The organism is Streptomyces tibetensis (assembly GCF_007655005.1).
In the GTDB taxonomy this organism is placed as follows: Bacteria; Actinomycetota; Actinomycetes; order Streptomycetales; family Streptomycetaceae; genus Streptomyces; species Streptomyces tibetensis.
In genome coordinates this window covers 125,013-143,277 of sequence record NZ_SZVW01000024.1, presented here as the reverse complement: position 1 = coordinate 143,277, position 18,265 = coordinate 125,013, and the positions used below count along the sequence as shown (strand labels likewise).

19 protein-coding genes are annotated in these 18,265 nt (G+C 70.1%); 8 read left to right on the top strand and 11 right to left on the bottom strand.

The window, feature by feature from the left end:
- The first annotated feature begins 1 nt into the window (after position 1).
- A complete protein-coding gene (serC, locus tag FDO69_RS34295) occupies positions 2-1,120 on the top strand; it encodes a phosphoserine transaminase (RefSeq protein WP_104786157.1) in 1,119 nt (372 codons plus the stop codon).
- 124 nt (positions 1,121-1,244) lie between these two features.
- Here serC and FDO69_RS34290 read toward each other — a convergent pair whose 3' ends face one another.
- The 5 genes from FDO69_RS34290 to FDO69_RS34270 all read right to left on the bottom strand — a co-directional run bounded on the left by FDO69_RS34290 (position 1,245) and on the right by FDO69_RS34270 (position 7,558).
- The gene (locus FDO69_RS34290) at positions 1,245-1,940 is read right to left on the bottom strand and encodes a formylglycine-generating enzyme family protein (RefSeq protein WP_234388217.1); all 696 of its coding nucleotides are present in this window, start codon (positions 1,938-1,940) and stop codon (positions 1,245-1,247) included.
- Positions 1,941-2,137: 197 nt separating this feature from the next.
- Positions 2,138-3,745, bottom strand: coding sequence for an alpha/beta hydrolase (locus FDO69_RS34285; protein ID WP_104786154.1), 1,608 nt, complete (start codon positions 3,743-3,745; stop codon positions 2,138-2,140).
- 229 nt (positions 3,746-3,974) lie between these two features.
- Entirely contained in the window at positions 3,975-5,486 is a 1,512-nt protein-coding gene (locus tag FDO69_RS34280; RefSeq protein ID WP_104786151.1) for a cellulase family glycosylhydrolase, read from the bottom strand.
- Positions 5,487-5,780: 294 nt separating this feature from the next.
- The gene (locus FDO69_RS34275) at positions 5,781-6,602 is read right to left on the bottom strand and encodes an ABC transporter permease (RefSeq protein WP_104786148.1); all 822 of its coding nucleotides are present in this window, start codon (positions 6,600-6,602) and stop codon (positions 5,781-5,783) included.
- Positions 6,599-7,558, bottom strand: coding sequence for an ATP-binding cassette domain-containing protein (locus FDO69_RS34270; RefSeq protein WP_104786146.1), 960 nt, complete (start codon positions 7,556-7,558; stop codon positions 6,599-6,601). Before FDO69_RS34270 ends, FDO69_RS34275 begins: the two co-directional genes overlap by 4 nt.
- Before the next feature lie 110 nt (positions 7,559-7,668).
- Between FDO69_RS34270 and FDO69_RS34265 the strand changes: the two genes are divergently transcribed.
- Positions 7,669-8,448 carry a TetR/AcrR family transcriptional regulator gene (locus tag FDO69_RS34265; protein ID WP_104786143.1) on the top strand — a complete coding sequence of 260 codons (780 nt, stop codon included), beginning with the start codon at positions 7,669-7,671 and terminating at the stop codon, positions 8,446-8,448.
- Between the two features lie 63 nt (positions 8,449-8,511).
- Here FDO69_RS34265 and FDO69_RS34260 read toward each other — a convergent pair whose 3' ends face one another.
- Positions 8,512-9,489 (bottom strand): thiol-disulfide oxidoreductase DCC family protein, encoded by a 978-nt coding sequence (locus FDO69_RS34260; protein WP_104786140.1) that lies wholly within the window; start codon positions 9,487-9,489, stop codon positions 8,512-8,514.
- A gap of 122 nt (positions 9,490-9,611) precedes the next feature.
- Here FDO69_RS34260 and FDO69_RS34255 point away from each other — a divergent pair, with 122 nt between their 5' ends.
- Complete coding sequence (locus FDO69_RS34255) at positions 9,612-10,286, top strand: SGNH/GDSL hydrolase family protein (protein ID WP_104786137.1); 675 nt, start codon at positions 9,612-9,614, stop codon at positions 10,284-10,286.
- Here the strand turns inward: FDO69_RS34255 and FDO69_RS34250 are convergent.
- A complete protein-coding gene (locus tag FDO69_RS34250; protein ID WP_104786135.1) occupies positions 10,274-11,026 on the bottom strand; it encodes an aminoglycoside adenylyltransferase family protein in 753 nt (250 codons plus the stop codon). The two genes, FDO69_RS34255 and FDO69_RS34250, sit on opposite strands and share 13 nt — an antisense overlap.
- A gap of 126 nt (positions 11,027-11,152) precedes the next feature.
- Between FDO69_RS34250 and FDO69_RS34245 the strand changes: the two genes are divergently transcribed.
- Complete coding sequence (locus FDO69_RS34245) at positions 11,153-12,145, top strand: aldo/keto reductase (protein ID WP_104786132.1); 993 nt, start codon at positions 11,153-11,155, stop codon at positions 12,143-12,145.
- Positions 12,146-12,339: 194 nt separating this feature from the next.
- Here FDO69_RS34245 and thpR read toward each other — a convergent pair whose 3' ends face one another.
- Positions 12,340-12,912: an RNA 2',3'-cyclic phosphodiesterase gene (thpR, locus tag FDO69_RS34240; protein WP_104786129.1), complete on the bottom strand. Its 573-nt coding sequence runs from the start codon at positions 12,910-12,912 to the stop codon at positions 12,340-12,342.
- Between the two features lie 25 nt (positions 12,913-12,937).
- On the opposite strand from thpR, the gene FDO69_RS34235 reads away from it, so the two are divergent.
- Both FDO69_RS34235 and FDO69_RS34230 read left to right on the top strand, forming a co-directional pair.
- Entirely contained in the window at positions 12,938-13,459 is a 522-nt protein-coding gene (locus tag FDO69_RS34235; protein ID WP_104786126.1) for a GNAT family N-acetyltransferase, read from the top strand.
- A 96-nt stretch (positions 13,460-13,555) separates the two neighbouring features.
- Positions 13,556-14,143 (top strand): Uma2 family endonuclease, encoded by a 588-nt coding sequence (locus tag FDO69_RS34230; RefSeq protein ID WP_104786124.1) that lies wholly within the window; start codon positions 13,556-13,558, stop codon positions 14,141-14,143.
- Between the two features lie 7 nt (positions 14,144-14,150).
- Here the strand turns inward: FDO69_RS34230 and FDO69_RS34225 are convergent, their stop codons facing one another.
- A complete protein-coding gene (locus tag FDO69_RS34225; RefSeq protein ID WP_104786121.1) occupies positions 14,151-15,512 on the bottom strand; it encodes an MFS transporter in 1,362 nt (453 codons plus the stop codon).
- Between the two features lie 27 nt (positions 15,513-15,539).
- Positions 15,540-15,977, bottom strand: a complete 438-nt coding sequence (locus tag FDO69_RS34220; protein WP_104786119.1) for a MarR family winged helix-turn-helix transcriptional regulator — start codon at positions 15,975-15,977, stop codon at positions 15,540-15,542.
- A 154-nt stretch (positions 15,978-16,131) separates the two neighbouring features.
- Here FDO69_RS34220 and FDO69_RS34215 point away from each other — a divergent pair, with 154 nt between their 5' ends.
- Positions 16,132-16,377 (top strand): ribbon-helix-helix protein, CopG family, encoded by a 246-nt coding sequence (locus FDO69_RS34215; protein ID WP_167526733.1) that lies wholly within the window; start codon positions 16,132-16,134, stop codon positions 16,375-16,377.
- Here the strand turns inward: FDO69_RS34215 and FDO69_RS34210 are convergent.
- Positions 16,347-17,798, bottom strand: a complete 1,452-nt coding sequence (locus FDO69_RS34210) for an NCS2 family permease (RefSeq protein ID WP_104786113.1) — start codon at positions 17,796-17,798, stop codon at positions 16,347-16,349. The genes FDO69_RS34215 and FDO69_RS34210 overlap by 31 nt on opposite strands.
- Positions 17,799-17,915: 117 nt before the next feature.
- On the opposite strand from FDO69_RS34210, the gene FDO69_RS34205 reads away from it, so the two are divergent.
- On the top strand, positions 17,916-18,191 hold the full coding sequence (locus tag FDO69_RS34205; RefSeq protein WP_104786111.1) for a DUF2530 domain-containing protein: 276 nt from the start codon (positions 17,916-17,918) through the stop codon (positions 18,189-18,191).
- Positions 18,192-18,265: the final 74 nt, after the last annotated feature.

Here is an 18,265-nt window from a genome sequence, read left to right as displayed (position 1 = left end):
CGTGGCTGAGATCCAGATTCCTGCTGACATCAAGCCCGCCGACGGTCGATTCGGCGCGGGCCCCTCCAAGGTGCGGGTGGAGGCGCTGGACGCCCTGGCCGCCACCGGCACGTCCCTGCTCGGCACCTCCCACCGCCAGGCCCCCGTCAAGAACCTGGTCGGCCAGGTGCGCGAGGGCATCAGCGAGCTGTTCCAGCTCCCCGACGGCTACGAGGTGGTCCTCGGCAACGGCGGCTCGACCGCGTTCTGGGACATCGCGACGCACGGCCTGATCGAGAACAGGTCGCAGCACCTCACCTTCGGCGAGTTCTCCTCCAAGTTCGCCAAGGCCGCGAAGCTCGCGCCCTGGCTGGCCGAGCCGGACGTCATCTCCGCCGACCCGGGCACCCACCCCGAGGCGGTCGCCGAGGCGGGCGTGGACGTCTACGCGTTCACCCACAACGAGACCTCGACCGGTGTCGCCATGCCGATCAAGCGCGTGGCCGGTGCCGACGAGGGCTCGCTGGTCCTGGTGGACGCCACCTCCGGCGCCGGCGGCCTGCCCGTCGACGTCAGCGAGACCGACGTCTACTACTTCGCCCCGCAGAAGTCCTTCGCCTCCGACGGCGGCCTGTGGATCGGCGTCTTCTCCCCGGCCGCGATCGAGCGCGCGGAGCGCGTCCACGCCTCCGGCCGCCACGTCCCGGAGTTCTTCTCGCTGCCGACGGCGATCGACAACTCCCGCAAGAACCAGACGTACAACACCCCGGCGCTGGCCACCCTCTTCCTGCTGAACCAGCAGCTGGAGTGGATCAACGGCCAGGGCGGCCTGGACTGGTCGGTCCGGCGCACCGCCACCTCCGCCCGCACGCTCTACGGCTGGGCCGAGGACATCAAGTACGCCAACCCGTTCGTCACCGACCCGGCCAAGCGCTCGCAGGTCATCGGCACGATCGACTTCACGGACGAGGTCGACGCGGCCGCCGTCGCCAAGGTGCTGCGCGCCAACGGCATCGTCGACACCGAGCCCTACCGCAAGCTCGGCCGCAACCAGCTGCGCGTCGCGATGTTCCCGGCGATCGACCCGGCGGACATCGAGGCGCTCACGAAGTGCGTCGACTACGTGATCGAGAAGCTCTGACCTTCGCGCGTAGGTGAGTGTCGAGGGCGTCCCGCTCGTGCGGGGCGCCCTCTCTCGCGCTCAGGCCCGCTCGCGCTCAGGTTTTCTCGCGCTCAGGCTCTCTCGTACTCAAGGTCTTCCGGGCTCAGGCCGGCCGTGCGTCCATGGCTGTCGGCATCGAGCGCGCCACCCGGAACCCCACGTCGTCGATCCGGAACGTCGGATGGCTCCGGCGGCGTACCGAGGCGCGGCAGCTCCAGTGCTCGTCGGACCAGCCGCCGCCCCGCAGCACCCGGTAGGTGCCGTAGACCTCGGCGTCGTAGAGGTCCCAGCACCAGTCCCAGGTGTTGCCCAGCATGTCGTACAGGCCCCAGGCGTTGGGCTGCCTGCCGCCCACGGGGTGGACGCGGTCGTCCGCGTTGCCGCGGTACCAGGCGATCTCGTCGAGCGGGCCGTAGCGGGGGCCGGTGCTGCCGGCGCGGCAGGCGTGTTCCCACTCGGCCTCGGTGGGCAGCCGGTAGCCGTCGGCCGAGGTGTCCCAGCCGGCCTCCCCGTCCCCGGGCCGCACCTCGTACGCGGGGGTCAGGCCCTCGCGTACGGACAGGGCGTTGCAGAACCGGATCGCGTCCCACCAGGACACGCCCTCCACGGGCAACCGGTCACCGCGGGCCGTGCTCGGGCGCTCGCCGGTGACCTCGGCGTACCAGGCCTGGGTGACCGGAACCGCCGAGATCCGGAACGACGCGACCTCGACCGTCCAACTGCGCTCGGTCCGCCGGTCGGACAGCGTGACGGTGCCCGCCGGGACGGGCACCATGTCGTGGTTCATGTACTCCCCCATGACCGGACACCCTAAGGCCGTGTCAGCAAAGTCCCGCCTGCCCCGCGACGCCCGGCACGCACTCTCGCCGCACCGGACGCCGCGGGGCCCGCCCTCCGGGCGAACGACGGGACTTTTGCGGACACGACCCAGGGGCGCCCGGCGAGTATCGCCGGGCGCCCCCGTGTCGTCCTGTCAGTCCTGGGTCACCGGGGCACTCAGCGTCCGAACCCCATGATCCCCCGCAGGCTGTCACCGACCGCCGCGACGGCCGGCTGCAACGTGCTCGGCGACTTCTGCGCCGCCGGCTGCGGCTTCGGGTCGGCGGTCTTCTTGCAGACCGCGTCCGCCACACCGTTGCCGTGCGGAAGCTTGCCGTTGGTCAGGTACGTGGCGAGGTGCTTGTCGAGGCAGGCGTTGCCGCTCAGCGTGATGCCGTGGTTGCCGCCGCCCTGCTCCACCACCAGGCTGGAGCCCTTCAGCAGCCGGTGCATGGTGACGCCGCCCTCGTAGGGGGTGGCCGCGTCGTCCGTCGCCTGGAACAGCAGCACCGGCGGAAGCTTGCTGTTGGCGACGTTCACCGGCTTCAGCGTCTTCGTCGGCCAGAACGCGCACGGTGCGTTGTACCAGGCGTTGTTCCACGCCATGAACGGGGCCTTCTCGTACACGGCCCAGTTGTCCTTGCGCCACTGCTTCCAGTCGCGCGGCCAGGACGCGTCACGGCACTGCACCGCGGTGTAGACGCTGTAGCCGTTGTCACCGGAGGCGTCGATCGCCGCGATGTCGTCGTAGGCCTTGACCAGCGCGGCGGTGTCGTGCTTGTTGACGTAGGCCGCGAAGGTCTGGGCGAGCGTGGGCCAGTAGGCGTTGTTGTAGCCGCCGGGTATGAAGATGTCCTCCAGCTCGGAGGCGCCCACCTTGCCGCCCGCGGGCTTCTTGGCCAGGGCCGCCCGCATGGCGTACCACTTGGCCTCGATCTTCTTCGGGTCGGTGCCGAGCTTGTAGGTGGAGTCGTACTTCGCTATCCACGCCATGAGCGCCTTGTGACGCTTGTCGAAGGCGTAGTCCTGCTGGATGTTGTCGTCGTACCAGACGCCGGTCGGGTCGACGATCGAGTCCAGCACCAGGCGCCGCACCCGCTCGGGGAACAGCTTGGCGTAGACCGCGCCCAGGTAGGTGCCGTACGAGTAGCCGAAGTAGTTGATCTTCGGTGCGCCGAGGGCCTTGCGGATCGAGTCCATGTCCTTCACGGCGCTGACCGTGTCGATGTACGGCAGGACGTCCTTGTACTTCCTGCCGCAGGCCTGGGCGAAGGACTTGGCGCGCGCGAGGTTGGCCTTCTCGAGCGCCGGTGTGCTGGGTACGGAGTCGGGGCGGACCGGGTCGAAGTGGCCCGGCTTGCAGTCCAGGGCGGGCTGGCTCTCGCCCACTCCGCGCGGGTCGAAGCCGATCACGTCGTACTGGGCGGCGACCTCCTTGGGCAGGGAGGACGCGACGAACGAGGCCAGCGACAGACCGCTGCCACCGGGGCCGCCGGGGTTGACGAGCAGCGGGCCCTGGGACTTCGGCGCGGTGTGCGGCACGCGGGACAGCGCCAGCGTGATCTGCTTCCCCCGCGGCTTCGCGTAGTCGAGCGGCACCTTCACGGACCCGCACTGGAGCGTCGGGGAGTCGTCGGTCCCGCACTTCTTCCACGTGACCTTCGCCGCGGCGGTCGTCACCGCGGTGTTCGCGGAGTGCGACGGACCGGCGTTGGCGGGGGCGGCGGTGAGTGTCCCGGTCAGGACGACCGTGGCGCCGCACAGGAGGGCTGCGCTTCTTCTCATGGAGTCTCTCGCAACGGTGAGGGGGGTCGGGCCCGTGAGTGACACGGGCCGTGCCGCATCGTTTCGGAAGAGCACACCTCACGTGCGCATTCGACGAAGACTTGACCGAATCGAGTCATAGCCTGTTCTCAGACACCCCTCAGAAAAGGGGGAGTTCTGACCATTCCGGGCGGGTCGCCCTGCCCCGGGTACGCCCGGCGAGCACCGGGCGTACCACCTCAGGCCGTGATCACGCCGCCGTGCACCGAACGCTCGGCACGCTCCCGCCCCCGGGCGCACCGCCCAGGCCGAAGCTCGCAGAACCCGCCACCGGCACGCTCCCGTTGTGCGCGGCGTTGACCGCCGTGACGGTCGCCCCGCTCTGGGTGTGCGATGCGTTCCACATGCTCGTGACCTTCTGGGAGCCGCTCCATGTCCAGGTCACCTGCCAGGACTTCAGCGCGACGGTGCCCGTGTTGGTCACCTTCACCTCGGCGTTGAAGCCGCCGCCCCAGTCGCTGCTGACGGTGTATGCGGCGGTGCAGGTGGGCGAGGGGTCACCCGGCCCGCCCGGGCCGGGCCCCGTGCCGCCACCTCCGAAGCCCGGGGCCTTGATGGGCCCCAGGTACGCGTCCTTCACCGTGTCGACCGTCTGCCAGTCGTCCTTCAGGATGCCTCCCGTGTCACCGGAGTTGGGGTTCCAGGACCAGAACGTCCAGTGGAAGCTGTCGGTGCCGTACGTCGACGTCGAGCGCAGGTACTTCACCAGCTCGGCCAGCCACTTCTGGTCCACCGAGGGCCTCAGTGTCGTACCGAACTCGCCGAGCCACACCGGGGCGATGTTCTGCTTGAAGATGTAGCCCCAGTACTTGTCCCAGATCCCCGGCATGTTGGCGGGGAAGGACGGGTCCGTGAACCAGGACTGCTCGGCCACCGATGTCGCGTAGTCGTGCGCCGAGTACACCAGCCGGTTCGGGACGTCCAGCCGGACCGGGTACTGGGCCGCGCCCATGAGGTTGCCGCCCCACCAGATGCTGTTGCCGTTGAACGACTGCACGCCCTCGACCATGATCAGCAGCTCGGGGTTGGCCGACAGCACCGCGTTGCCCGCGCGCTCCGCGGCCAGGCGCCAGTCGCGGGTGGTGTCACCACAACCCCAGCAGGCCGGGTCGTGGGGCTCGTTGTGCAGGTCGATGCCGATGACCGTGGAGTTGCCCTTGTAGCGCGCGGCCAGGGCCTTGAGGTTGGTGATCCATGTCGACTCGGGGACCGACGCCGTGTACCAGAGCGCCGACTGTCCCGCCGCGTCCGGGCGGTGGCGGTCCAGGACGACCTTGAGGCCGGACTGGCCCGCGTAGGCCACGATCCTGTCCAGGACCTGGAGGGACGTCAGCCCGCGCAGGTCCGTGTTCTTGCCGTCGAAGTTGATGCCCTCGGGCATGGCGCCGGGCTTGAGGATGTCGTCGCTGTAGGGCACGCGGAGGGTGTTGTAGCCCAGCGACCTGATCTGGTCGATCATGCTCTTGTAGTCGCGCGTCCACAGGCCGTGGGCGACGCGGTTGGCGGTCTCGAAGCCGAACCAGTTGATGCCGGCGATACGGACCGGCTGCCCGGCCGCGTCCAGGATCTGCCGGCCGCTGGTGTGCCAGTAACCGGCACCGGCGGCCTCGGCGGCGACATCGGCTCGTGCCGACTGCACGCCGGCCAGCGGTAACAGGAGCGCCGCGGCAACACACAGCGCTCTGCGCAGACTGCGGAACATGTGGCTGCTTCCTCTCGGGTTCCTCGGGGGAGCGGGAGGCACGGCACCCGGAACTGGTTGGGAGCGCTCCCATAGCACCGCGCACCTCCCAGAGAACTGACAGAACATGAGCACGTCAAGACTCTGGGAGGTGCGCGATCGAACCGTCCGGGAGGTGCGCGGCCGAACCGTCCGGGAGATGTGCGACCGAACCGTCCGGGAGATGTGCGACCGAACCGTCCGGGAGATGTGCGACCGAACCGTCCGGGAGGTGCGCGGCCGAACCGTCCGGGAGATGTGCGACCGCTCCGGCCGCTATCGGCTCAGCTTCCTGAACCGCCGTACGGCCAGCGGCAGGAAGATCGCCGTCAGGACCACCGGCCACACCCCGGCCATCAGCAGGGCGTGCTGCTCGACCCAGGAGTCACCGCCCCCGACCGGCGTCCCGAACAGCTCCCGGCTCGCCGCCGCCGTGGAGGAGATCGGGTTCCAGGCCGCCACCCAGCCCAGCCAGTCGGGCATCAGCTGCGGCGCGACGAAGATGCTGGAGATCATCGTCAGCGGGAAGGCGACCGCGAACAGGCCACCCGCGGCCTCCGGGTTGGGCACCAGCAGGCCGAGCCACACGCCGATCCAGATCAGCGCGAAACGCAGCCAGAGCAGCAGCCCGAAGGCGGCGAGGAAGCCGAAGCCGCCGTCCGGGCGCCAGCCCATGGCGAGGGCCGTCAGCATCATGATCGCCAACTCGGCGCAGGCCACGATCAGATCGGTGACGCCGCGCCCGGCCACCACGGCCGAGGAGGCCATCGGCATGGAGCGGAAGCGGTCGATGACGCCCTTGGTGGAGTCGTGGACCACGACGGTCGCCGTGTTGATGAAGCCGAACGCCATGGTCATCACGAACATGCCCGGCATCAGGAAGTCCTTGTAATCCCCGCCGCCCGGCACCGTCATCGCGCTGCCGAAGACATAGCCGTAGAGCAGCACGGACAGGATCGGGAAGCCCAGCTGCCAGGCGATGTTGACCGGCTGGCGCTGGTAGTGGGTCAGGCCGCGGCGGACGATGTTCCAGCAGTCGGCGAGCAGCCAGTACGTGCCGCTCCGGCTGCTCGGCGTGCTCAGGTCGGTGGCACTCACGCCGCGGCCTCCTTCTCGGTGCGGTGTCCGGTCAGGCGCAGGAACACGTCGTCGAGGCTCGGCCTGCGCAGCCCGATGTCCTCGACGCGGACGCCCTCGTCCTGGAGGGTCCGTGCGACCTCGGTGAGCGCGGTGACCCGGTCGGTGACCGGGGCGTGCACCCGCAACTCCGTCTCGTCCGCCTCGGGTTCGCCGTCCGTGACCCGGGCGACGACCTTCACCACCTGCGGGATGTCGGACCGCTCGGCGACCACGACCTCGATGCGGTCACCGCCGACCAGGTTCTTCAGCCCGTCCGGGGTGTCGTCGGCGATGGCCCGCCCCTGGTCGATGACGGTGATGCGGGAGGCCAGTCTGTCGGCCTCCTCCAGGTACTGCGTGGTGAGCAGCACGGTCGTGCCGCCCGCGACCAACGCCCGTACGGATTGCCAGACTTCGCCCCGGCTGCGCGGGTCGAGACCGGTCGTCGGCTCGTCGAGGAAGAGGACGGCCGGGGCGAGGATCATCGACGCGGCGAGGTCGAGGCGGCGCCGCATGCCGCCGCTGTACTTGCCCACGCCCTTGTCGGCGGCGTCGGTCAGGTCGAACTGCTCCAGCAGCTCGGCCGCCCGGAGCCGGGCCCGCCTGCCGCCCAGGTGGAACAGGCGGCCGAACATCTCCAGGTTCTGCCGGCCGGTGAGCACCTCGTCGACCGCCGCGTACTGGCCGGTGAGACCGATCCGGGCCCGGACCTCGCGCGCCTGCCGGACGACGTCCAGACCCGCGACCGTCGCGCTGCCCCCGTCCAGGCGGATCAGCGTGGACAGGATGCGGACGGCGGTGGTCTTGCCGGCCCCGTTCGGTCCGAGCAGTCCGTGCACCGTGCCCTCGCGCACCTCCAGGTCGAAGCTGTCGAGAGCGCGCTTCTCGCCGTACCTCTTCTCCAGCGCCTCGGCCCGCACCGCGTATCCGTCCATGCCGCCCCCTCCCGCACGCCCGGTGCCCCGTCGGCACCGAACTGAGTACACCGTACCCGATTACGCGTACGCCGTACCCAGTTATTCCGGGGGGACCTAAGCTGGGCTCCATGACGAGCGGTACGAGTGGCACGGGCGGTACGGAGACCAGCGGCAGCGGTGACATCGCCCGCACGCTCGAACTGCTGTGGGACACCGGCCGCCGCCCCAGCCGGGGCCCCAAACCGACCCTGACGCTGGAGCGGATCGTGGAAGCGGCGATCCAGGTGGCGGACACCGAGGGGCTGGAGGGCCTCTCCATGCGCCGCGTCGCCGCCGAGCTCGGCACCGGAACCATGTCGCTCTACCGGTACGTGCCCGGCAAGGGCGAGCTGCTCGACCTGATGCTGGACCGGGTGCAGCGCCCCTCCGGGAACCCGGCCGACCTCGGCGACGGCGGCTGGCGGGCCGCCCTGGAGGCACTGGGCCGCGCCACCCTCGCCCTCTACCGCCGCCACCCCTGGCTGCTCCAGGTGAACCAGTCCCGCCCGATCCTCGGCCCGAGCGCCCTCGACGGCATGGAGAAGGTGCTGGCCCTGATCCGCCCGATGGGGCTGAGCGACCCCGAGCTGGTCTCCGCGATCATCATGATCGACGGGTACGTCGTCGGGGCCGCGCGCACGCAGCTCTACCAGCTGGAGGCGGAGCGCCGGACGGGCCTGACGGACGCCGAGTTCTGGCAGGCGCAGGTGCCGGTCCTGGAGAAGGCCATGGCCTCCGGCCACTACCCGGTGACGGCATCGCTCTCCGAGGACGCCTTCGGGCCGGACTTCGACCACTTCGAGTTCGGGCTGCAGCGGATCCTGGACGGGCTGGAGGTGCTGGTGGAGAGCCGCAGAAACGCTCGCTGACCGCGCGCCGGGAAACGACCGTGCCCGCGAAGTCCCGCCCTCCCTTCGGCTTTCGGGCACGGCCTAGCGCCGGCGCCTCCTCAGCCCCCGCAGGGCCAGCACCGCCACCAGAACCGCACCCGCGGCGATCGCCCCGGTCTTCAGGTTGCCGCTCAACCCGTCTCCCCCGCCCTCGGACGCCGTGGAACTCCCGCTCCCGGACGACGAGTCGGACCCGCCGCTCCCGGGCGCGTCCTGCGGCTCCACCGGGCTGTCCGCGCCCTCGGCGCCGTACATCAGCTTCGTGCCGTCGGCGGTGTAGGTGACGGACTCCCCCTGCCCCAGGAACGGCACGCCGAGCCGTTCCTTCTTCTTGATCTTCCCGCCGTTCCAGTCGTAGGCGATCGCGCCGAAGTAGCTGCGGACGACGAGGTGTTCGCCGTCCGGGGAGAGCGCGGCGTCGGTGGCCTCCAGGTCGGGGACCGCGGCGATCGGACGGAAGACGTTCGCCCCGGACGGGGAGAGCTGCGCCGGGCCCTCGTACAGGTGCCCGCCCTTGTCGTTCTTGTCGACGATGTAGACGCGGCCGGTCTTCGGGTACACCACGAGGGACTCGGCGTCCCGCGCGCCGTCGGAGTACTTCACGACGTACTGCGTCGCCTTGATCGTCTCGTCGCGCAGCTTCTTCGGCTCGGGCAGCCGGTAGATCCAGACGTACGGCCAGGTGCCGCCGAGGTTGTCGCCGATGTCGCCGACGTAGATCTGGTCGTCGGGCCCGATGGAGATGGCCTCGACGTCGCGCGGGCTGCCCACGCCGGACATGGTGATGGTGGCGACCGTCTCGCCCGTCGCGCTGTCCACGGCGTACAGGTACGCCCCGTCGTCGCTGTCGTTGTGCGTCCAGTAGATGCCGGGGTGCTGCCGCGAGGCGGCCAGGCCGCTGGACTCGGTGATGCGCGGGTCCTTGATCGTGAACTTCTCGTCACCGTCGGCGGCGGAGGCGGGCACGGCGAGGGCGCCCGTGAGGAGGGCCGCGGCGAGCAGGGCGAAGGGTCTGCGCATGCCCCAAGCCTGCCATCCGGCCCGGCGGTTCACCGGCGTAACGGATCACAGCCCGAGGGCCGTACGCGGGGCGTGGCCCGAGTCACACCCCGTCGGTCGTCGAGATCGTTCATCATGAGCGGATGCTCAGGTTCATGCCCGTCGGTGACTCCATGACGATCGGAAGCACGGGCGAACACACGTGGCGCTACCGGCTGTGGCAGCACCTGTGCCGTTCCTACGGCAGCCCCTTCACCCTCGTCGGCCCCCGCGAGACGCTCTACGACAAGCAGGCCGAGGCCCCGGTGTCGTACGGGTACGCCGAACCCGACTTCCCGCGTGCTCACCTGGCCGGCTGGGGCGAGGGCTGGCAGCACATGGCGCCGCTGATCGGCGACGCGGTGCGCTCGTGCCGCGCCGACGTGCTCCTGGTCTCCCTGGGCCTGATCGACCTGGGCTTCTACACGAACGCCGAGCAGACCGCCGAGAACGTCCGGGCCTTCACGGCCGAGGCACGGGCGGCGAACCGGCGCGTGGGCATGGTGTGGCTGCCGGTCACCCCGAACGTGCGCGCCCAGTCGGACACGGCCTTCGCCGGCGAGGTCACCCGCTTCAACGAACTGCTCGCCAAGACGGCCGCCGACCTCGACGAGCCCGGCTCCCCCGTCCTCCTGGCCTCACCCCCGCCCTCGTACGACGTCGCCACCGACACCTACGACGGCACCCACCCCAACGCGAGCGGCGAGCACAAGATCGCGGCGGCTTTCGCGAAAGCCATGCACCAGGGCTGGGGCCTGGCCGGTCCCTACGAGGTGTAGCTCTCCTCGATCACCCGGACCAGGTGCTCGGCACAGGGCCGGACATCGAGGTCGTCCCACCGCTCGTCCTCGTCCCCGAGGTAGACCGCCCGGGCACGGGCCAGGACCGGCCGGTGCGCGACGGGCAGCCGGGCGACGGCCCACTCGGCGGCGGCGTCCTTGGACCGGATGCTTCCGGTCGCGAGCGTGGTCCACACCCGGGCCAGCGTGAGCAGTACGTTCCGTGTGTCCGTAGCCAGCTCCTCCATCAGCTCCGGCACCCCGGCGACGATCGCCCGGCGCAGATCGGCAGCCGGCACGGGATCCAGCAGTTCGGCGGGCCGGGGCCCGAGCAGCGGGGCGTCGGCGAGCAGCACCATCGTGAGGACCGGGGCGAGGTCGGGGTTGGGTCCGGGGGCCGGGGTCACCCCGCGTCCGAAGTCCTCCCGCAGCCACTCCCCGTACAGGAACTCGCAGGTGGGCGGGTACCGCCAGGGTCGTACCTCGCTGTGAACGACAACCGTCAGCTCGACCGGCCGCAGCCCCTCTCCGACCCCGGAGATCCCGAGTAACTCCTCCACCAGCACACGACGTTGCTCATGACCGGTCGGCTCCCGCACGACGGCCAGGACGTCCACGTCACTGTGCGGGCGCAGGCCGCCGAGGGTGGCGGAGCCGTGCGCGTAGACGCCGAGGAGGGTGGCGCCGAAGGTGGTCCGGAGGAGCTGGACCAGGTGGTCGGTGTGCGGCTGTTCCGGCATCTGCGCTCGCCCCCGTGTCGTGGTCACCGTGCGTATCGTTGCACCGCGCGGCTGCCCACGGGTCTGAGGGGCGGGCCCGCATTTCGTGCTTGCCTGGAGTGCACTTCAAGACGTTGGCTTGGACCCATGGAGTACACGCAGCTCGGACGCACGGGACTCAAGGTCAGCCGGCTCGTCCTCGGCACCATGAACTTCGGCCCGCAGACCGACGAGGCCGACAGCCACGCGATCATGGACGCGGCGCTGGACGCGGGCATCAACTTCTTCGACACCGCCAACGTCTACGGCTGGGGCGAGAACAAGGGCCGTACCGAGTCCATCATCGGGAACTGGTTCGCCAAGGGCGAGGGACGGCGCGACAAGGTCGTCCTCGCCACGAAGGTGTACGGCAACATGGGCGCCGACGGCCCGGCCTGGCCCAACCACGACAAGCTCTCCGCGGTCAACATCCGACGGGCCGTGGACGCCAGCCTCAAGCGGCTCCAGACGGACCACATCGACGTCTACCAGTTCCACCACGTCGACCGGAACACCCCCTTCGAGGAGATCTGGCAGGCGATCGACGTCCTGGTCCAGCAGGGCAAGATCCTCTACGTCGGGTCGTCGAACTTCCCCGGCTACAAGATCGCCCAGGCCAACGAGATCGCCTCCCGGCGCGGCGGGACCATCGGCCTGGTCAGCGAGCAGTGCCTGTACAACCTCGCCGAGCGGCGTGCCGAGATGGAGGTCGTCCCGGCCGCCCAGGAGTACGGACTCGGCGTCATCCCGTGGTCGCCGCTGCACGGCGGTCTGCTGGGCGGTGTCCTCAAGAAGGAGGTCGAGGGCGGTCGCCGCGCCTCCGGCCGAGCGGCCGACGCGCTGGGCGACCCCGCCACCCGGGCGCAGATCCAGTCCTACGAGGACCTGCTCGACAAGCACGGCATGGAGCCCGGCGAGGCCGCCCTGGCCTGGCTGCTCACCCGCCCTGGGGTGACCGGCCCGATCGTCGGCCCGCGCACCGCCGAGCAGCTCGCCTCCGCGGTCCGCGCCGCGGAGCTGGAGCTCTCCGAGGAGCTCCTGACCGGCCTGGACGAGATCTTCCCGGGCCCGGGGCCGTCCCCGGAGGCCTTCGCCTGGTAGGTCGCCCCTGTAGGGGCGCGGGGAACTGCGCGACGAGCCCCCACCGGCCTGCGGCCGGAAAACGACCGCCCGCAGTTCCCCCGCCGCCCCTGCCCTACCTCCCGATCACGGAAGCGAGGGCGACGACGAGGAACATCAGCACGAGCACACCGGCCATGATCCGGTTGCGGGTTTTCGGGTCCACGGCATCGAGCCTAACCGGCGCCCCCGAGTGCCCAGCGCCCGACCGCCTCGTACCGGGGCTGCTCCCCCGGTACGCCCGAGGTCGGCAGATTGCTGCGCACCAGGCAGAGCTCCCGCACGGTCCAGGTCCGGCCCGTGAATCCCGCGAGGGCGTTCAGAAAGGGCCGCACGTTGCCCGCCGCCCGGCTCCGCGCCACGGTCAGATGGGCCTTGTACCGCCGGTGCTCCCCCATCGGCACCCCTGCTTTCCGCGCCGCCGCCTCGGCGCGCTCGGCCAGCAGCCGGAGGTCGGCCAGTTCCCCCTCGGCCCCGGCCCACAACGCTCTCCCGTGCCCGAACTGACCCCCACCCCGCACGGCCAGCGAAAACGGCTCGGTACGGCGCGCGGCCCGCTCCAGCCGCTCCGACAGCCCTGGGACGAGGTCGTCGTCGACCTCTCCGTAGAACGCGAGAGTGAAGTGCCAGCCGGGACGGCCGGTCCAGCGCATGCCGTCGGCGCCCGGCAGCCCGCGCAACTCGTCCACCACGGCAGCGAGTTCACGACACACCTCGTCCGGGGGCAGCACGGCCGCGAAGAGTCTCATGGACCCAGGGTGGCACCATGACGCCATGCGGATCACCATCCGGGACGGCGGGCCCGACGACATTCCCGCGATACTCGGCATGCTCGACAGCTGTGTGGAGTGGCTGGTCTCCCAGGGGCGCACGGGGCAGTGGGGGACGCGGCCCCTGTCGCAGAGCCCCAAGACGGTGGAGTCGGTCCGCCGGTACATGGCGGAGGGCAGCGTGTTCATGGCCGACGCCGACGGCGTCCCCGCCGGCACCCTCACCCTCACCGACTCGGCGGGCGCCTACCTGTCCCACCTCCCCCAGCCCGGCGAACCCGAGCGCTACATCCACTGGCTCGCCTCCGACCGCCGCTTCAAGGGCCACGGCGTGGGCAGCGCCCTGCTGGCCCACGCGGCCGAGGAGACCCGCCGCGCCGGGATCTCCCTGCTCCGCGTCGACTGCTACGCCGGGGACGACGGCAAGCTCGTCCGCTACTACGAGGCCAACGGCTTCACCCGCACCGAGGCCTTCACGGTCGGCGAGAACGACTGGCCGGGGCAGTTGCTGGCCCGGAGGGTGTAGGCGGTCTCCGGGGCCGGGCGTGTCCCGGTCACCGTACGTATCGTTGTACTGCGCGGCCGGCTCCATCCGCGAGTGCGGCCGGGGAGGAGCGCCACGATGACCGTCCTTGCAGACAGGATCGAGATGGCCGACAGCAGCGGTGAACTCACCCTCGACATGATGTTCGAGTGGGTGGAGTCGATGCCGGTCCCCGAGGGCTACAAGGTCGAGATCGTCGGGGGGAACATCTTCATGGCGCCTCAGCGGGACACCCACTGGGACATCATCGCGGACATCTACGACCAGTTGCGCAGCAAGTACCCGCGCAAGCGCGTGAAGTCCGACGTCCGTGTCGACTATCCGGGCCACCTCAACGGCTTCGCCTCCGACATCACCGTGATGGCGGAGGGAGCGGCCAAGAACGCCAAGGGACTGTGGCGCTACCAGGACGTCGAGTTCGTCGCCGAAGTGATCTCCCGGAAGACCGGGGCGAACGACTACGGCCCCAAGAAGGACGCGTACGCCGCCGCCGGTGTGCCGGTGTACCTGATCGTGGATCCGTACACCGGCCGCTGGCATCTGCACACCAAGCCCAAGGACGGCGAGTACCGGGGCGAGCTGAGCCTGGACTTCGGGGACGAGATCGACCTGACGGGGACCGTGGTCGGACTCGTCCTCGAAACCGGCGAGTTCCCGAGGGACTGACGCCGTACTACGCCGCCGGGGCCAGCGCCTCCTGTTCGCGGGGGACGAACCGCACCCGTGGGTGGCCGCCGTGCCAGCCGACCGACAGGCGGAGGTTGCCGACGCGGGCCAGGATCAGGCCGATCACCGCCGCGGCGAGGGCCGCCACCGCGCCGCCGGCCGCGAGGCCGATCCGGGCGCCGTACGTGTCGGTGATCCAGCCGACGATCGGGGCGCCGACCGGCGAGCCACCGAGGAAGATCATCATGTAGAGGGCCATGACACGGCCGCGCATGGCCGGGTCCGTGGACATCTGGATGCTGGTGTTGGTCGTGACGTTGACCGTCATGCCGAACAGGCCCAGCGGGATCATGAGCAGGGCGAACATCCACAGCGTGGGGGTCGTCGCGGCCAGGATCTCCAGCGCGCCGAAGGCCATGGCTGCCACGATCAGCAGCCGCAGCCGGGCCGTCCCCCGCCGCGCCGCGAGCAGTGCGCCCACGACCGAGCCGACCGCCATCAGCGTGTTGAACATGCTGTACGCGCCCGCCCCCGCGTGGAACACGTCGTCCGCGAAGGCCGAGAGGTAGACGGGGAAGTTGAAGGCGAACGTCCCGACGAAGCCGACCAGGACGATCGGCCAGATCAGCTCCGGCCGGCCGGTGACGTAGCGCACGCCCTCCCGCAGCTGCCCCTTGCCGCGCGGGGCCCGCTCCACGACGTGCAGCTCGCGGGCGCGCATCAGCAGCAGGCCGGTGAGCGGCGCGATGAAGGACAGGCCGTTGAAGAGGAACGCGTAGCCGGTGCCGACGCCGGTGATGAGCAGGCCCGCGACGGCGGGGCCGACCAGGCGGGCCGACTGGAAGTTCGCCGAATTCAGGCTGACCGCGTTCTGCAGCTGTCCCGGGCCGACCAGCTCGGAGACGAAGGACTGCCGGGCCGGGTTGTCCACGACGGTGGCCAGACCGACCGCGAACGCGGCGACGTACACGTGCCACACCTGGACGTGCCCGGTGAGGGTGAGGACGGCCAGGGCGATCGCCGTGAGCGCCATCGAGGACTGCGTCACGAGCAGCGCGGGCCGCTTGCGCAGCCGGTCGACGAGGACACCGCCGTAGAGGCCGAAGAGCAGCATCGGCAGGAACTGCAGCGCGGTGGTGATGCCGACGGCGGCGGAGGAGCCGGTGAGGCTGAGCACCAGCCAGTCCTGGGCGATGCGCTGCATCCAGGTGCCGATGTTGGAGACGACCTGGCCCATGAAGAACAGGCGGTAGTTCCTGACCTTCAGGGAGGAGAACATCGAGGACTTGCGCGGCAGCGGATCGGAGGCGGGCGGGGAATCGTGGGGGTCAGGTGCGGGGGCGGAAGCTGCTCCGGGTCCCGAACTCAAATGTGTCGCCTCCTTGCAACGGCCTTCTTACAGATGCGCGAGCTTCTCCAGTACGGGGGCGGCGGCGCGGAGTTTCGCCCACTCGTCCTCGTCGAGGTTCTCCACCAGCGTCGCCAGGAACGCGTTCCGCTTGGCGCGGCTCTCCGCGAGCATGGCCTCGGCCTGCTCGGTGCGTGTGACGACCTTCTGGCGCCGGTCCTCGGGGTGCGGCTCCAGCCGGACCAGCCCCTTGGCCTCCAGCAGTGCCACGATGCGGGTCATCGACGGCGGCTGGACGTGCTCCTTGCGGGCGAGCTCACCCGGTGTGGCCCTGCCGCACAGCGAGAGGGTGCCGAGCACCGACATCTCGGTGGGGCTGAGCGATTCGTCGACCCGCTGGTGCTTGAGCCGACGGGACAGCCGCATCACTGCGGATCGGAGGGAGTTCACGGCGGCTACGTCGTCGCCATGGTTGAGGTCCGGCATGTTCTTTAGCGTAACTCATTACTCTCGCTAAAGACCAACCGGAACGCGCCAGTCGTCCGTGACGCCCGCCACTGAACCGTGACATCACTCATATGGGTGACAAGGCGGCGGAACGTGCCCCGCCGGACCGAACGGTGCCGCGACCCTCATGCTCATGGGGACCAGTGTGCTCAGCCTGCGAATAGACCACGACCTGCTCGAACGGCTCAGGCACCACGCAGCGAAAAGGGGAATGAGCGTCCAGGACTATGTCGTCCGGACGCTCATTCGAGATGACTTCGACCAGCGCTTCCAGGCCGCCGTCGAGGAGACGGAGCGGTTCTACGGCGCCCCCGACTCCCCCGGCGCCCCCGACTCCGGCGACGAGGATCAGGTCAGACCCAGCGCCGGCATCAGGTAGTAGAACGCGAACACCGCCGCCACCGCGTACATCGCCGGGGGCACCTCCCGGCCCCGCCCGGCGGCCAGGCGCAGCACCGCGAAGGTGATGAAGCCCATGCCGATGCCGTTGGTGATCGAGTAGGTGAACGGCATCATCAGCATCGTCACGAAGGCCGGGACGGCGATGGTGTAGTCCGCCCAGTCGATCTCCTTCACCGATCCGGCCAGGATCAGGAAGCCGACCGCGACCAGGGCGGGCGTGGCCGCCTGGGACGGGACCATCGTGGCGACCGGCGTCAGGAAGAGGGCGACGGCGAAGAGACCGCCGGTGACGACGTTCGCGAGCCCGGTCCGGGCCCCCTCGCCGACACCCGCCGTGGACTCGACGAACGCGGTCGTCGCGGAGGAGGAGCTGGCGCCGCCGGCGGCGACCGCGAGGCCGTCGACGAACAGCACCCGGTTGATGCCGGGCATCTGCCCCTCGCCGTCGGTCAGCTTCGCCTCGTCGGAGACGCCCATGATCGTGCCCATCGCGTCGAAGAAGCACGACAGCAGCACGGTGAAGACGAAGAGCACGCCGGTCAGCATGCCGACCTTGCCGAAGCCGCCGAACAGGCTGACCTGCCCGATCAGCCCGAAGTCGGGGCTCGCGACCGGGTTGCCGGGCCACTTGGGCGTGGTCAGGCCCCAGCTCGGCACCTTGGCCACCGCGTTGATGACGACCGCCAGGACCGTCATGGCGACGATGGAGATCAGGATCGCGCCGGAGACCTTGCGCACGATCAGCGCGAGGGTCAGCAGGACGCCGAGCACGAAGACGAGGACCGGCCAGCCGTTCAGGTGACCGTCGCCGCCCAGCTGGAGCGGGACGGTGGTCTGGGCGGCGTCCGGGATCCGCGAGACGAAGCCCGCGTCGACGAGCCCGATCAGCATGATGAACAGGCCGATACCGATGGAGATGGCCTTGCGCAGCCCGTACGGCACGGCGTTCATGACGCGCTCGCGCAGCCCCGTGGCCACCAGCAGCATGACCACGAACCCGGCGAGGACCACCATGCCCATCGCGTCCGGCCAGGACATGCGCGGGGCGAGCTGGAGGGCGACGACGGAGTTCACGCCGAGACCGGCGGCCAGCGCGATCGGGACATTGCCGATGACGCCCATGAGGAGGGTGGTGAGCGCGGCGGTGAGGGCCGTCGCGGTGACCAGCTGCCCGTTGTCGAGCTGGTGACCGTACATGTCCTTGGCGCTGCCGAGGATGATCGGGTTCAGCACGATGATGTAGGCCATCGCGAAGAAGGTGGCGAGACCGCCCCGGACCTCGCGGGGCACGGTGCTGCCCCGCTCGGAGATCCGAAAGAAGCGGTCGAGTGCGCCGTACGTGCGCCCGGCTCCCGGCTGTTCAGGGGCGGGGACCTTGGCAGGAGCCGAGGAGGACATGTGTTTGGTGTTTCCTACGAAGAGAAGTGGTCAGACATAAACCGTTTCAGTATGAACATATAAAACCCTGATCGGCCATCTCCGCGCGTAGACCTGATCGCCTCGTAAGCTGTCCCCATGGCGAAGTGGACCCCCAGACACGAGGCGCCGGAGCCCCTGGAGGGCCCCGTGGTCGCCACCATCACCGGCGGCACCATCCTGTGGTTCGTCCTCTTCCTCGTCCAGCTCCCCTTCTACGGCTGGTTCGACGATCACGGTCACACCTGGTGGGTGTGGACCTGCCTGGCCGGTGGCGGGCTGGGACTGATCGGGGTCTGGTACGTCCGCAAGCGCGACGCCGCGATCAAGCGCGCGGCGGCCGAGGACCGCACGGCGACACCCTCGGCCGACTAGGTCCCGGTCTGTCCCCGGTCTGTCCGCTCTCCGCCGAGACACGCCCCCGCCCCCTCCCTACGCTCGTATCAGGC

Excerpts from the sequence above, each read along its gene's own strand:
- FDO69_RS34270 (WP_104786146.1), bottom strand. The coding sequence starts at position 7,558 with ATGGACGGATACGCGGTGCGGGCCGAGGCGCTGGAGAAGAGGTACGGC.
- FDO69_RS34210 (WP_104786113.1), bottom strand. The coding sequence starts at position 17,798 with ATGTCCTCCTCGGCTCCTGCCAAGGTCCCCGCCCCTGAACAGCCGGGA.
- FDO69_RS34260 (WP_104786140.1), bottom strand. The coding sequence starts at position 9,489 with ATGCGCAGACCCTTCGCCCTGCTCGCCGCGGCCCTCCTCACGGGCGCC.
- FDO69_RS34290 (WP_234388217.1), bottom strand. The coding sequence starts at position 1,940 with ATGGGGGAGTACATGAACCACGACATGGTGCCCGTCCCGGCGGGCACC.
- FDO69_RS34235 (WP_104786126.1), top strand. The coding sequence starts at position 12,938 with ATGCGGATCACCATCCGGGACGGCGGGCCCGACGACATTCCCGCGATA.
- FDO69_RS34215 (WP_167526733.1), top strand. The coding sequence starts at position 16,132 with ATGGGGACCAGTGTGCTCAGCCTGCGAATAGACCACGACCTGCTCGAA.
- thpR (WP_104786129.1), bottom strand. The coding sequence starts at position 12,912 with ATGAGACTCTTCGCGGCCGTGCTGCCCCCGGACGAGGTGTGTCGTGAA.
- FDO69_RS34230 (WP_104786124.1), top strand. The coding sequence starts at position 13,556 with ATGACCGTCCTTGCAGACAGGATCGAGATGGCCGACAGCAGCGGTGAA.
- FDO69_RS34285 (WP_104786154.1), bottom strand. The coding sequence starts at position 3,745 with ATGAGAAGAAGCGCAGCCCTCCTGTGCGGCGCCACGGTCGTCCTGACC.
- FDO69_RS34245 (WP_104786132.1), top strand. The coding sequence starts at position 11,153 with ATGGAGTACACGCAGCTCGGACGCACGGGACTCAAGGTCAGCCGGCTC.
- FDO69_RS34280 (WP_104786151.1), bottom strand. The coding sequence starts at position 5,486 with ATGTTCCGCAGTCTGCGCAGAGCGCTGTGTGTTGCCGCGGCGCTCCTG.
- FDO69_RS34255 (WP_104786137.1), top strand. The coding sequence starts at position 9,612 with ATGCTCAGGTTCATGCCCGTCGGTGACTCCATGACGATCGGAAGCACG.
- FDO69_RS34265 (WP_104786143.1), top strand. The coding sequence starts at position 7,669 with ATGACGAGCGGTACGAGTGGCACGGGCGGTACGGAGACCAGCGGCAGC.
- FDO69_RS34250 (WP_104786135.1), bottom strand. The coding sequence starts at position 11,026 with ATGCCGGAACAGCCGCACACCGACCACCTGGTCCAGCTCCTCCGGACC.
- FDO69_RS34220 (WP_104786119.1), bottom strand. The coding sequence starts at position 15,977 with ATGCCGGACCTCAACCATGGCGACGACGTAGCCGCCGTGAACTCCCTC.
- FDO69_RS34205 (WP_104786111.1), top strand. The coding sequence starts at position 17,916 with ATGGCGAAGTGGACCCCCAGACACGAGGCGCCGGAGCCCCTGGAGGGC.